Genomic DNA, 12,951 nt, shown 5'->3' on the forward strand with positions numbered 1-12,951 from the left:
CAACGCTGCTTTCAGAAGAGATAATGAAATAAACGAAGCCCTTGTCCTATGTCAGAAGAACAACTCAAAGCCTTCTTGGAAAAAGTCAAAGCAGACACCAGCCTGCAGGAGAAGCTCAAAGCAGCTGCTGATGCTGATGCAGTTCTTGCGATTGCGAAAGAGGCTGGGTTTAGTGTTTCTGTTGACGACTTGAAGAACGCTCAATCAGAGATTTCTAACGGGGAGCTGGAAGGCGCGGCTGGTGGCACGACCGGGTCATGGGCCTGTACTGACTGCGGCTGGAAAACGACTATCGGTATTGACTGGGTCTGTGCATCATAACTATCCGGCTACAGGGGCAAAAGCCCCTGCCGCCGCAGGGGTTTTTATTTCTTCAATCACCCCATACCCACCATCAATCAGACCCAAATAGCATCCGATACCTGGCACCACTGACAACAAAACAGTCAAAGCTTTCACACGCCCAACCGCCTAATCCATCCACAAAAAATACAAGGCAGAGCAAATAAAGCCTCAGCTTTCTTTAGTCCTACATCTACCCTTATTCCCTCAACGCAACTGCCAAAACCTTCGCTCCCTATCACCATCACGGATGCCATTCGCCTTGCGAAATCTCGCCGCAACTTGATACCACTCCTCTGGGATTTGATTGAGCCGAACATCAAAAGCAAAAGGGAGTTGCTGCTGTCCTGGTGAGACCCGTTTCTTCTTGCTTCTACTGCTCCCAACCAATCGCCTCAGCATCCTTGAGCCCCAATGGCACTTCGCTCCTCCCTTGGCGTGATGGCGATACTTCTGGCAGAACCGCTCATATCGCCTGGAGCATCCCTTCAGGCTTGATGCCAGTTGCAGAAAGCTTGGATGCCACGCCGACATTGAGCTGAATCGTAGAGCCCTGTACAAGTTGTTTTCCCAGTTAAAAGACCCAACCAAATGCTGAAAAGAAACAACAATGCTGTGGCAGCTCTTCAAGCAGATCAAAAAAATTTTGAATGCAGGTCTACTCCTGAAACAACTTTTAGGTCCCAATTACTTGAAATTAGTAGCAAAATCCTCAGTGCGGTTTGGCACAGCACAGATTTCATTGGATCAGAGAAGACTCACAGATTTAGCAGTGCTCGAATATATCGCAAAGCGGCTCTTACGACAGGCTTTTTCGTTGGCGTACTGGAAGAAAATTTCGAGCTGCTATTTGCGGGGTTGCACCTCTGAATTTGCCCATTTATTTATAGACGCTGGGTTCACTTTGATGATCTATTTTATGGGCGATACCGGATTTGCACAATGAGAGAATGGCTCATCAATTAATTACAAGAGAGATTGAATGAGCCGAGACGATAAACAACAATCCAATATCCAGCAGCATATCGTGCGGGTGGTCGCGGGGCTAATCATCATTAAATACTCCTTCAAAGCTTCGCCGAAGGATGACATCGTTGACGGAATATCCGACACAAGACAAGATTATACTTTCACGAAACACATCAAGGAGTTATTGCAATTTAATCATTATTAACACCGCCCTTAAGGATGATCCAACAACCGCATCATGCATAAACAAAAATATAACAAAAAGGATTCAGAGGAAGGGCAAGGAAAATAATTTGAGCAAGAGAGATACTATTTTTTCAAGACAAATTCGCAGTCGGCTGGTCGGTATAGCCGATAGAGTGATCTTGATGGTGTCTAAGATCTTTTGGATAGTATTCGGTGGGTTGCATTGGATTGGCTAGTGGCAAGCCATTCCGAATCCTCTCTACGAAATCAGGGTTGCTGAGACTGACTCTGCCATAGGCTACGGCTTCGGCAAGACCTTCAAGTACACGCCTTCCTCCTGTTTCAGCTGTATATCCTGAGTTTGCAACTAAATTTCCGTTGTAATATTTGCGCAGGTCGTCAAGACCTTGGACTGGGCATTTGCCGTGATAACCCATCCTTTCATTGACTTGATCCATGATCTGAATGTAGGCAAGATCATATTGATTCAATTCAGACAGCACATAACGGAATAATTCATTGTTATCTGGGCTGCCCATGCCTCCATAGGCGTTATTTGGCGAAATCTTGATTCCTATTCGACGGCTAGAAAACTCTTTTGATACTCTCTCCAGAATCTCTTTGAGGAACCGAAAGCGATTGGCAAAAGTGCCGCCATATTCATCTGTTCTCTGGTTTGAGCAAGACTCAAGAAAGGTTGATATTAAATAACCGTTGGCTGCATGAATTTCAATGCCATCAAACCCAGCTAATTTACAATTCGCTGCCGCCACCCCCCAATCTTCGACAATCGTAGCGATTTCACTTTTGCTCAGCTCTCGAGGAACCTCATAATCTGCAACCTCTCCAGAGGCCAAGGTCACACCGGGTCTCACTCCTGGTGAGCCGGGAATAATTGAAATAGCACTGGGTGCCACCACACGCTCACCAGCCGGCAAAAAAGAACTATGACTTCCTCTTCCCACAAACCAAAGCTGACAAATGATTTTCCCGCCTTGTTGATGAACCAGATCCGTGACTTGTTTCCAGCCATCGATCTGAGCGTTTGTGTAGATTCCTGGCGCTCCAAACCATCCTTCGGCCATTGGACTGATTGCGGTCGCTTCACTAATGATCAGTCCGAAACTTGAGCGTTGGCGATAATATTCGGCGTTGATCTGATCAGGCACGCCGTTTTGCCCGCAGCGTCCACGTGTTAAGGATGCCATCACAAATCTGTTGGACAAATCAAGATCACCTAAGCAAACAGGTTCCAGCATTATTTTGATGGCGTCAGAATATAAAGTTTCTGTTTCCGAAGTGAAAGCCATTCGCTTAGTGAGTCGCTATTCTTTCTTTCTATAAATGATCTACTCCGTTGTCAAGCGAGCCGGTACGCGATTAAAAATCAATACTTTTTCTCAACGCATATATTACAGCCGCCGCGATGTCTCTAACGTGGTGCTTATTGAAGCCGTATAAGAGTATTTCATCATCTCAGTGATAATATTCTCACCATCAAAATTCAGAGCCAGGCGTGGTTCGGATGCTTGAGATTATTTTTTTGACTGATGGTGATGTCGAACCAAGCAGTAAATACCCAGTCAGCGCTCTGAAAATCTCTTCTACGACTGAGCTGAAATTGCCTTCTCGGCAGTCGGTTGTTAAGCCGCTCCATATGTAAGCGACGATGGCATCAGCAACTGCCACTGGAACAATCCAACGACCCAAACAGTTGATGAACGCAGCTCTCCCACCAACACAAACACGCAACTGGAGAGTGCCATTGTGGTTCGGAGCGATGGCGGCTTGAGCAAGGAGCTGGATTGCTGCTGCCACCAGGGCTGCGACTCCACCGCTGCCTTAGCCAACTGTGACGTCCAAGGTCATCGCCCTCCTTAGCCTACGAGCATCTGCAAGCAAGAAACTCTCAAGTAAATCGCCTTCGCAGGCCTCAACCTTGGCTGGCTCCTTTGCTGCCAACCCTCAAACTTCAAGACCAGCCTGAGCTCTTCTGCGTCACGGCATCTTTCACGCAATGGTGAATGCGATAGCTCTCATCAACATAAAACCGCCCTGGCTCGCAAAACAGAGTTTCATTTTGCGGCGAGCGGCGGCGATAGCTGCAGCAAGCCGGGTCATCCTGAAAAACCCCCTCTATGTCCACAATCACGGCCAAGAGCACACTCCCATTTCCATACGATTGACGTCTCACAAACCTGCAGCCCGCCAGCTCAGGCTCCAACACCTCTAAAAAGCGAAAGCAGAAGCTCCTTGGCAGAGCATGAGAATCCATGGTGATGGGCTTGGTAGCTATGGATGTGGCTTAAAAACGTCCCTAGCCTTGACTGAACCCTCCTGATCAATCGTGAGTAAGCCCAGAAGAAAGAGCTCTGGATTCTCCAACACCCCCAAAAGCGAATCGAAAAAAATCAGTTCTGCTAGAAGAAGATTTGCAGATCACACCCACAAAGAGCAGCAAGCCATCGAGCTAATTAATCAGGGGAAACCACAAGAAGCAGAGCGTATTTATAGAGACTTAATTAAATCAGGAACAACAAATCACATTGTCTATGGAAACCTGGCTGCAATCTTGGGAATGCAGGGCAAATTTGATGAACTTATAGATCTTCTCAGAAAAACAATTGAGTTAGAGCCCAATTACCCAGACGCTCACAACAACCTGGGTAATGCCCTCAAGAAGCAGGGCGACCTCACAGCCGCCATCACCTCCTACAACACTGCTCTCCAACTCCAACCCAACTATCCAGACGCCCACTACAACCTGGGCAATGCTCTCCAACAGCAAGGCGAGCTCACAGCAGCCATCAGCTCTTACAACACTGCTCTCCAACTCCAGCCCAACTACCCAGACGCTCATAACAACCTGGGAGTTGCGCTCCAGGAGCAGGGCGACCTCACATCAGCCATAGCCTCCTTCAACACTGCTCTCCAACTCCAGCCCAACTACCCAGACGCCCACTACAACCTTGGTGATGCTTTACAGGAGCAAGGCAAGCTCACAGCTGCCATAGCCTCCTACAACACTGCTCTTCAACTCCAGCCCAACTACCCAGGGGCTCATTTCAGCCTGGGCAATGCTCTCCAGCAGCAAGGCCAGCTCACCGCTGCCATTGCCTCTTACAACACCGCACTCCAACTCCAGCCTGAAGACCCAAGCATTTATTACAACCTGGGCAATGCGCTCCAGGAGCAGGGCCAACTCACAGATGCCATTGAGAACTATCAAAAAGCAATTGAGATTGACCCGGCAAACTCAGATGTTTTGTACGCCATTGGTCGAGCCCAACAGAAAAGAGGAGATATCAAAGAAGGCGTTCTCTACTTCCATCAAGTTATAAACATCAACCCTCAACATACGAAAGCACTTTTCCAGCTGAGCAAAAGCATCACAACCAACCAGGAAGCCATCGGATTAGCTGAAGATTTAAGCAAGCTAGACAAAAGCGAATTCAACGACAGAGAGGCTTCATTTTTAGAGTTTGCATTGGCGAACTGTTTTCATAAAACACTTGACTACGCAAAAGCCGCTCAACACCTAGCCAACGCAAACAGGCGGAAGCTAATTCACATGAATTCAGATCTTGACCTGCAGATACAAGAGACGATGCGGATTTTATCGCTGTCCGAACAAATTCAGCCTGGCCACCCATGCGACGGAACGGGAAGAATTTTTATCATTGGAGCGCCTCGCTGTGGCTCAACATTACTGGAGTCAGTTTTAGCAACGAATCCCAACATCAAAGATCTAGGGGAGTCAAAAGCAATCGCCCAAGCCTTTGCTCACATTAAGCCAGGGAATGGGATGGGAATAGAACGATCTGAATTAGCCAAAGCCTATGCAAAGGCATCAAAAGAAGCTTTAACAAACTTTACTCATAGCGTAGACAAAAACCTGTACAACTTTAGATTTGCTGACGCAATAAAATGCTCTATGCCTGCCGCAAAGATTATTCACTGCCGCAGGAACCCACTTGACAATATCTTGTCGATGCTCAGAAGCAATCTGCGAGCCGGGAACAACTACACCGCGGATCCCTTGGACTCAGCGAAATTTCTAATTCATCAAGAGCAGATACTATCCCCACTGAAAAAGAAATATGACAGTCAAATCTTCACATTTGACTATGACAATTTCACAAATAAGCCGGAAAGGCATGCCAGAGAATTAATTGAATGGATAGGCCTACAGTGGAACGAAGATTACCTACACCCAGAGCAGAGCAAAAGAATTATCAAGACCGCAAGTGTCATACAAGCCCGTCAGCCCATCAGCAACAAATCTGTAGGGGGTTGGAACAATTACAAAGATCTTTTGAAGCCTGCAGAAGCCGTTTTACGAGACAGCGGGCTTTTCAACATTTAAAAAAAACAGCACTCGCGATGAATAACCGCCAGTCTGAAACTATTGCCAGCCGTTAAAGATGAATCCAGCGCTGCAGCAACGGCGAGAATTCTGCTTTCTGGTGCTGGCCGGGCTATTTCTAGGGACCCTGGGCATGCTCAACATCTTGGGCCTGACCCGTTTTCTCGAACTAGGCCACATCGGCTCCTGGCCGATTGTGGTGGCCGTTGGCGCCCTGCCCTACCCGATCACCTTTCTCTGCACAGACCTGATCAGCGAACTGTGGGGAGAGCAGAGAGCGGCCCAGGTTGTATGGGTTGGCCTGCTGCTCAATGGTTGGGTGGTGCTGATCCTCTGGCTTGGAGGAATCTTGCCTGGAGTGGAGGGTGCACCTGACAACACCTTCTTCGAAATCCAACGCCTGGCCTTCGGATCAGTGATCGCCTCTATGGCCGCCTATCTCGCGGCCCAGTTTGTGGATGTGCGCATGTTCCATTTCTGGAAAAGGGTGAGCAATGGCAAGGCACTCTGGCTGCGCAACAACGGCTCCACGCTGGTGAGCCAGCTGGTGGACACAAGCGCTGTTGTGCTGATCAGCCATTACGCCTCTGGAGTATTGCCTGTGCGACCCGCTGAACCCGTGGCTCCGCAACTGATCTCGTTCATCGCCAGTGGCTATCTGTTCAAATCCTTCGCTGCACTGGCGGACACCCTTCCCTTCATCTGGATCACGGGTTGGCTGAGACATTGGCTGGAGATCCCAAGCAGCGGTAGTGAGATCGGAGGCGATGACGATCCCTGCATGCAAGTGATGACAAGCACCAATCCGCTGCCAGGCTTGGAGCAGCAGAATTAGCGCCATGGATGCTGCTCTCTCCGGCTTCAACCTGGGCACCGTGCTGTTGTTCAGCTGCGGTCTGTTTGTGACCGCCACCCTGTTCTTCGGAACTCTCGGCGGCTACTACAACACCGATCAGTACGACGGCAACGGCACAGCTCACTAAAGCCAGCTCGCAAGATCAATCCTCAAGCCCACGCCACGCTCGGCATGCCTTCCATCCTCCCCGGCCCGGCGGCCAGCAAAGACGCCATTCGCCTGGCTCTGCAGAGCTGGCCCGACGTTGATCGGTACCTGCAGAGTTGCAAGGGAATCATCGTGCCCCTTGGATCCACTGAACAACATGGCCCAACAGGCGCTATCGGCACCGATGCCCTGACCGCCGAAGCCGTGGCACTCGAGCTGGGACAGCTGAGCGGTGTATTGGTCACACCTGTGCAGGCCTTCGGCATGGCCGAACACCATCTTGGATTTGCGGGCACCATGAGCCTGCAGCCCGCGACCTTACTGGCTGTGATGCATGACCTCGTGATGTCACTGGCCACCCACGGCTTCGAGCGAATCCTGGTGGTCAATGGCCACGGCGGCAACATCGCGACAACCAAGGCAGCCTTTGCTCAGGCCTATGGCACCGCCGCAAGCCGCGGCCTGGAAGTCGCCCCACGTTTGCGCTGCAGGCTTGCGAACTGGTTTATGGCCGGTCCCGTGATGAGGCGCGCACGTGAGCTCTATGGCGACCGTGAGGGACAGCACGCCACCCCCAGCGAGATTGCTGTCACCCTGCATCTCCATGACAGCTTGATCAACAAGCAGAGATCACTACCGGAGCCAGCTCCCTGCGGATCAATTCATGGACCAGCAGACTTCCGGCGCCGCTACCCGGACGGACGCATGGGATCAGACCCCTTTCTGGCCAGACCGGAACATGGCCATGAGCTGTTAAACACAGCCGCTAAGGCATTGCGCGAGGATCTTGAAAATTTTCTCGCCGCTTCATGAGCAAGATCACTGCCGACGACGTGCGCAAGGTGGCCCATCTAGCCCGCCTCGATCTGCCCGAAGAGAAAATCACGACCTACACAGGTCAGCTCGAGCGAATTCTCGATTATGTGGATCAGCTCCAGGGCGTGAGCACCGAAGGCGTTCCTCCTACCACCCGTGCGGTGGAAGTGGTGAATGCCACCAGAGATGACAGGGTGGAAGCTACCCAGGTGCGGGAGGAACTGCTGGAACAGGCACCTCAAAGAGAGGGAGACTTCTTCCGCGTACCCAAAATTCTGGCTGAATAATTCAGCGAGAAGAGTGTCTCTTTTGCTCGGTTTTGATCGTAATTTGGTTGACGAACCCAAGCCATGAACGTCTCAATCGACGCACTGGCATGAACCTGGCCACGCGACGCATTTTTCCCCTACGGCGTTTATGGCTGCGAACACCGACAAGAATGTCGTAAAGGAAGTTATATCCATCACGCTGTGTTTCAAAAATCCCCAGGCGCTGAGGTGAGCCTTTCGAGTCAAGCAAAGGCTTTGTAGCTTCATAAGCAGGTTTGTAATCAAACCAGGGAATTGATGGCCAGAGATGATGAATCAGGTGATAATTCTGCCCCATGATCAACCAATTCATCAGCCTGCCTGGGTAGATTCTGGAGTTTTTCCAGCGATTGCGAGATGTAAAAGGTCGGTGAGGGAGGTAATCAAAAAAGAGTCCCAGAGTTACCCCCACCATCAGTGCTGGAGCAAACCAGCAGTTGAAGATGAAAGGCAGAAATTGAAACTTGGCAGCAGCAAGAACAATCACCAGAAACACACTGCGCTCGAGCCCCCACTGCATCAATTCCCAGCGCTTCCACAACCTTCGCTGAAAGAAAAACCACTCGTGATAGAAAAATCTTGGAGCGATCAGCCAAAGAGGTCCAAAGGTGCTCACGATGTGATCCGGATCATTTTTCGGATCGTTCACATGGGCGTGATGCTCAAGATGAACCCTCGTGAACACTGGGAAACTGAAACCGAGCAGCAGGGCTGAGCCATGACCCATGGCCTGATTGATCCAGGGGACCGGATGCGCCGATTTATGGCAAGCGTCATGGATGACGGTGCCTTCCAGGTGCAGAGCCAGAAAACCTGTGCTCAAGAGCACTGGCAGAGGCCACCCCGCTGAAAACCAGCCCCAGATCGTGAGTGCGGCCAGCACATAACCACCGATGAATAACCCCACAGTGAGGTTCAAAGCTGCAGGTGGTGCAAGGAATTCCCTCGGAACAGAGCGCAAGCGCGTCTCGGAACCTTGCGTTGCAGGTTTGGTGATGGCCTGTGTCATCAGCGAGGGGAGATTGGCTGATCGCAGAGAGTTGAACCAAATTAGGGAAATGGATGCCCACCGGGGGACTTGAACCCCCACGACCGAAGCCACTGGTACCTAAAACCAGCGCGTCTACCAATTCCGCCAGATGGGCAAGTTGCAACTTTAGGCAGAGAACCAGAATGCACTCAGACACGCGGACGCCTTGATGCTGGCCACAATCGCCGGAGACCTCTGTCTGCTGATGGGCCTGGCGGTACTGCTGCTGCCCTTGCTCGCCACTGAGCTGAGCCGGCCCAGGGATGGGGTTTGGGGAGGCGTTGTGCTGTTACTCGGCCTGGTTTTGGTTACCAGCAGTGACCGCCTTCGCGGCGCACCGATGCTGGCCGTCATTTGCAGTGCATTGCTCATCAGTCGACTGGGCGCAGAAGTGGCCCAATCACGCTGGCAACATCTCAGCCAGGACGAGCAACAGCGCCTGCAATCCAAAGAACGTTGGGCGACGAGCGTGCAACAACTCGGAACTTCCGTCACCACCCTTCTAGGCAATATCGGTGCTGCTGTCGGCAACCTGAAACCTGAGCCACCCGCTGCCAATCGTGAAGAAGGCAGTAACCGCAGCGGCAAACGCTGGGTTCGCCCAGAGAACTCCAACCAGCAAGGCAGCCCGGAGCAAGCTCTTAAAACAGCCCTGGAGAAGCCCAAGGAGGCAAAGGCACCCAAGTCGGCCAGCGAAGACGGATAATTCCGTCTGCAGCTGCCCAACCGTGAGCAAGGAGACGCGCGACGCCAACGCCGAAGGACGCCCCTCCTACAAGGACACGCTCAACCTGCTGCAAACCGGCTTCGGCATGCGCGCCAATGCTGTGAAGCGAGAACCGGAGCTGCAGGCGTTCTGGGCCGAACAAGGAATCGACCTGAAGCTCGGCCTCAACAATCCTGGGGGAGTCTTCACGCTGCACGACGGACCGCCCTACGCCAACGGCCCCCTGCACATGGGCCACGCCTTGAACAAGGTTCTCAAGGATGTGATCAACAAGTATCAAATCCTGCGGGGACGCAAGGTTCGGTACATCCCTGGATGGGACTGCCATGGCCTGCCGATCGAGCTGAAGGTGCTGCAGTCGATGGATCAGGAACAGCGCCAAGCACTCACTCCCATCAAGCTGCGCAAAAAGGCTGCCGCCTACGCCAGCAAGCAGGTCGACAGCCAAATGAAGGGGTTTCAACGCTGGGGCATCTGGGCCGACTGGCAGCAGCCCTACCTCACTCTTCAGAAGGACTATGAAGCAGCCCAGATCAGGGTTTTCGGCGACATGGTTCTCAAAGGGCACATCTACCGGGGCCTCAAACCAGTGCATTGGAGCCCCAGTTCGCAAACAGCGCTGGCTGAGGCTGAGCTCGAATATCCCGATGACCACACCAGCCCCAGCGTTTACGTGGCCTTCCCAGCCGTTGAATTGCCCCCGGTCCTGCGTGACGCCCTGACAGCAGCGGGAATCGCCTTGCCAAGCGATGCCGATGCCCTCGGCCAGGCTTTTCAGGTGGCGATCTGGACCACAACTCCCTGGACGCTTCCGGCCAACCTGGCGGTCTCGGTCAACGAACGGCTGGACTACGCCCTGGCCGACGATGGCAAGGGGCGATTGCTTTTGGTTGCCGCTGACCTGATCGACTCCCTCGCCACAACACTCGAGTTACCACTCGTCCGCAAAGCAACAGTCAAAGGAGCTCTGCTCGCTGGACTGACGTATCGCCATCCCCTACTGGATCGCACCAGTCCCGTTGTGATTGGCGGTGAATACATCACCACGGAATCAGGCACAGGCCTGGTGCATACCGCTCCCGGACACGGTGTTGATGACTTTCACACGGGACAGAAAAACGGACTGCCGGTTCTCTGCCCTGTCGATGCAGCAGGAAACCTCACGGAGGAGGCGGGACCCTTCGCCGGCCTCAACGTCCTGAAGGACGCCAACCCAGCAATCATCGAGGCGCTTGAGACGGCGAGAGCGCTGCTCAAGCAGGAGGCCTACGGGCACCGCTACCCCTATGACTGGCGCACGAAAAAGCCCACGATTTTCCGCGCTACTGAACAATGGTTCGCCTCCGTGGACGGCTTCCGCCAGCAGGCCCTCGATGCCATTGATCAAGTCGAGTGGACTCCCACTTCAGGGCGCAACCGCATCGAAGCGATGGTGAAGGAACGGGGCGACTGGTGCATCTCACGTCAGCGCACCTGGGGTGTGCCGATCCCAGTCTTCTACAACCGCAGTGGAGGCGACGTTCTGCTCAACGCCGACACGCTTGCTCACATCGAAGCGCTGATCGGCGAACACGGTGCAGACGTGTGGTGGGAAAAGGACGAGGCCGATCTACTGCCGCCCGCCTATGCCGATCAAGCGGATCAGTGGCGCAAGGGCACCGACACGATGGACGTCTGGTTCGACTCCGGCTCCAGCTGGGCAGCAGTCTCCAGCCAGAAAGAGACCCTCAGCTACCCCGCCGATCTCTACCTAGAGGGCTCCGACCAACATCGCGGCTGGTTCCAGAGCTCACTGCTCACATCGGTAGCAGTCAATGGCCATGCCCCTTACCAACGGGTGCTCACCCACGGTTTCGCCCTCGATGAGAAGGGTCGCAAGATGAGCAAATCGCTGGGCAACGTTGTTGACCCGATGGTGATCATCGAGGGCGGCAAGAATCAGAAGCAGGAGCCTGCCTACGGCGCAGATGTGCTGCGCCTGTGGGTGAGCTCGGTTGACTACTCCGCTGATGTGCCGATTGGTGCCGGGATCTTGCGTCAGCTCGCGGATGTTTACCGCAAGGTTCGCAACACCAGCCGCTACCTGCTTGGCAACCTCCACGACTTCAATCCTGCCGGCGACGCGGTTCCTGTGGCTGAGCTGCCACTGCTGGACCGCTGGATGCTGCAGCGCACTGCGGAGGTGATGGATGAAATCACGGAAGCGTTCGAGAGCTATGAGTTCTTCCGCTTCTTTCAGTTGCTGCAGAACTTTTGCGTCACCGATCTGTCGAACTTCTATCTCGACATCGCCAAAGACAGGCTCTATGTGAGTGCCCCTTGCGACCATCGACGGCGGAGCTGCCAGACCGTGATGTCTTTGATCATCGAACGCCTGGCCGGCCTGATTGCTCCAGTGCTTTGCCACATGGCCGAGGACATCTGGCAGAACCTGCCCTACGAGGTCGAGGAGAGATCAATTTTCAACCGCGGCTGGCCGACAGTTCCGCCCGAGTGGCGCGATCCCAGCCTTAGCGAACCCATTCAGCGATTGCGCGAGCTGCGTGCTGCGGTGAACAGAGTTCTTGAAGACTGCCGCAGCCGACAGGAACTAGGGGCATCGCTGGAGGCAGCCGTCAGAATCGAAACCCGCAAGCCCGAGCTGGAATCAGCCCTTAACTGGTTAAACGAGAACGGCAACGCGGAAGCCGATGGCCTGCGCGACTGGCTACTGGTCTCACAACTGCAACTAGGAGGAGAGCCCTGGGCCGAACTCTTGGCCAACCAGACCGACGACACCGCGATCATTGAGGTGAGCAGAGCGCGTGGAATCAAATGCGAACGCTGCTGGCACTACGAAAGCGATGTCGGACAGCACAGCCAGCATCCGGCACTCTGCGGACGCTGCTGCAGTGTTCTAAATCGACGTGATCACCAGCTGGCCTGAGCCAGCAGGTCGTCCGGTTTCAGAGGACCGACAAGACGTGTTTCGCCGGCAGGATCCAGAGGGCCCTGAAGCAGTTCCGCCCAGTCCAGGCGCGTTCCCTCGGGGATCACCGAGGCGTCTGGATCGAAGGCTGTTGGATGGGTTGTGCTGCTGCTGAAGCCACGAAAAATCAACAGTTCAAACGGCTCATCCAGTACAAATCCGTGCAACCTCACCACCCGATCAGGGCTCAGACGCGTGCGCTCTTCCAGACCCTGAACCAGAGCGATGGAGTCCAT

At 53.3% G+C, this 12,951-nt stretch carries 14 protein-coding genes, 1 tRNA gene and 1 pseudogene; 9 read left to right on the forward strand and 7 right to left on the reverse strand.

Annotation, left to right across the window (positions count from 1 at the left end):
• Positions 1-48: 48 nt before the first annotated feature.
• On the forward strand, positions 49-321 hold the full coding sequence (locus DXY31_RS09065) for a Nif11-like leader peptide family natural product precursor (RefSeq protein WP_114993468.1): 273 nt from the start codon (positions 49-51) through the stop codon (positions 319-321).
• 228 nt (positions 322-549) lie between these two features.
• Here DXY31_RS09065 and DXY31_RS09070 read toward each other — a convergent pair.
• Positions 550-873, reverse strand: a pseudogene (locus DXY31_RS09070) (hypothetical protein); the annotation flags it as partial.
• Between the two features lie 79 nt (positions 874-952).
• Between DXY31_RS09070 and DXY31_RS17390 the strand changes: the two are divergent.
• Complete coding sequence (locus tag DXY31_RS17390; protein ID WP_114993469.1) at positions 953-1,288, forward strand: hypothetical protein; 336 nt, start codon at positions 953-955, stop codon at positions 1,286-1,288.
• Between the two features lie 340 nt (positions 1,289-1,628).
• On the opposite strand, the gene DXY31_RS09085 is transcribed toward DXY31_RS17390, so the two are convergent.
• The 3 genes from DXY31_RS09085 to DXY31_RS09095 form a co-directional block, all read right to left on the reverse strand.
• Positions 1,629-2,807 (reverse strand): alkene reductase, encoded by a 1,179-nt coding sequence (locus tag DXY31_RS09085; protein ID WP_114993471.1) that lies wholly within the window; start codon positions 2,805-2,807, stop codon positions 1,629-1,631.
• A 187-nt stretch (positions 2,808-2,994) separates the two neighbouring features.
• The gene (locus tag DXY31_RS17395) at positions 2,995-3,315 is read right to left on the reverse strand and encodes a hypothetical protein (RefSeq protein ID WP_137024941.1); all 321 of its coding nucleotides are present in this window, start codon (positions 3,313-3,315) and stop codon (positions 2,995-2,997) included.
• 154 nt (positions 3,316-3,469) lie between these two features.
• On the reverse strand, positions 3,470-3,772 hold the full coding sequence (locus tag DXY31_RS09095) for a DNA-3-methyladenine glycosylase (protein ID WP_114993473.1): 303 nt from the start codon (positions 3,770-3,772) through the stop codon (positions 3,470-3,472).
• Between the two features lie 72 nt (positions 3,773-3,844).
• Here DXY31_RS09095 and DXY31_RS09100 point away from each other — a divergent pair, with 72 nt between their 5' ends.
• The 5 genes from DXY31_RS09100 to gatC are packed head-to-tail and all read left to right on the forward strand — an operon-like array spanning position 3,845 to position 7,969.
• Entirely contained in the window at positions 3,845-5,863 is a 2,019-nt protein-coding gene (locus DXY31_RS09100) for a tetratricopeptide repeat-containing sulfotransferase family protein (protein WP_114993474.1), read from the forward strand.
• A gap of 58 nt (positions 5,864-5,921) precedes the next feature.
• The gene (locus DXY31_RS09105; protein WP_114993475.1) at positions 5,922-6,698 is read left to right on the forward strand and encodes a queuosine precursor transporter; all 777 of its coding nucleotides are present in this window, start codon (positions 5,922-5,924) and stop codon (positions 6,696-6,698) included.
• A gap of 4 nt (positions 6,699-6,702) precedes the next feature.
• A complete protein-coding gene (locus DXY31_RS16990; protein WP_170953638.1) occupies positions 6,703-6,846 on the forward strand; it encodes a hypothetical protein in 144 nt (47 codons plus the stop codon).
• 44 nt (positions 6,847-6,890) lie between these two features.
• The gene (locus DXY31_RS09110) at positions 6,891-7,679 is read left to right on the forward strand and encodes a creatininase family protein (RefSeq protein WP_114993476.1); all 789 of its coding nucleotides are present in this window, start codon (positions 6,891-6,893) and stop codon (positions 7,677-7,679) included.
• Positions 7,676-7,969, forward strand: coding sequence for an Asp-tRNA(Asn)/Glu-tRNA(Gln) amidotransferase subunit GatC (gatC, locus tag DXY31_RS09115; RefSeq protein WP_114993477.1), 294 nt, complete (start codon positions 7,676-7,678; stop codon positions 7,967-7,969). The genes DXY31_RS09110 and gatC overlap by 4 nt, the downstream gene beginning before the upstream one ends.
• 1 nt (position 7,970) lies before the next feature.
• On the opposite strand, the gene crtR is transcribed toward gatC, so the two are convergent.
• Together crtR and DXY31_RS09125 are read right to left on the reverse strand one after the other, a co-directional pair.
• Positions 7,971-8,999, reverse strand: a complete 1,029-nt coding sequence (gene crtR, locus DXY31_RS09120; RefSeq protein WP_114993478.1) for a beta-carotene hydroxylase — start codon at positions 8,997-8,999, stop codon at positions 7,971-7,973.
• A gap of 54 nt (positions 9,000-9,053) precedes the next feature.
• A tRNA-Leu gene (locus DXY31_RS09125) sits at positions 9,054-9,135 on the reverse strand.
• Positions 9,136-9,189: 54 nt separating this feature from the next.
• On the opposite strand from DXY31_RS09125, the gene DXY31_RS09130 reads away from it, so the two are divergent.
• Both DXY31_RS09130 and ileS read left to right on the forward strand, forming a co-directional pair.
• Positions 9,190-9,726, forward strand: coding sequence for a Ycf66 family protein (locus DXY31_RS09130; protein ID WP_114993479.1), 537 nt, complete (start codon positions 9,190-9,192; stop codon positions 9,724-9,726).
• Between the two features lie 22 nt (positions 9,727-9,748).
• On the forward strand, positions 9,749-12,673 hold the full coding sequence (ileS, locus tag DXY31_RS09135; RefSeq protein WP_114993480.1) for an isoleucine--tRNA ligase: 2,925 nt from the start codon (positions 9,749-9,751) through the stop codon (positions 12,671-12,673).
• On the opposite strand, the gene DXY31_RS09140 is transcribed toward ileS, so the two are convergent.
• Complete coding sequence (locus DXY31_RS09140; protein ID WP_066904693.1) at positions 12,658-12,951, reverse strand: hypothetical protein; 294 nt, start codon at positions 12,949-12,951, stop codon at positions 12,658-12,660. The genes ileS and DXY31_RS09140 overlap by 16 nt on opposite strands.

This window comes from Synechococcus sp. UW179A, from assembly GCF_900473965.1.
GTDB lineage: Bacteria > Cyanobacteriota > Cyanobacteriia > PCC-6307 > Cyanobiaceae > Synechococcus_C.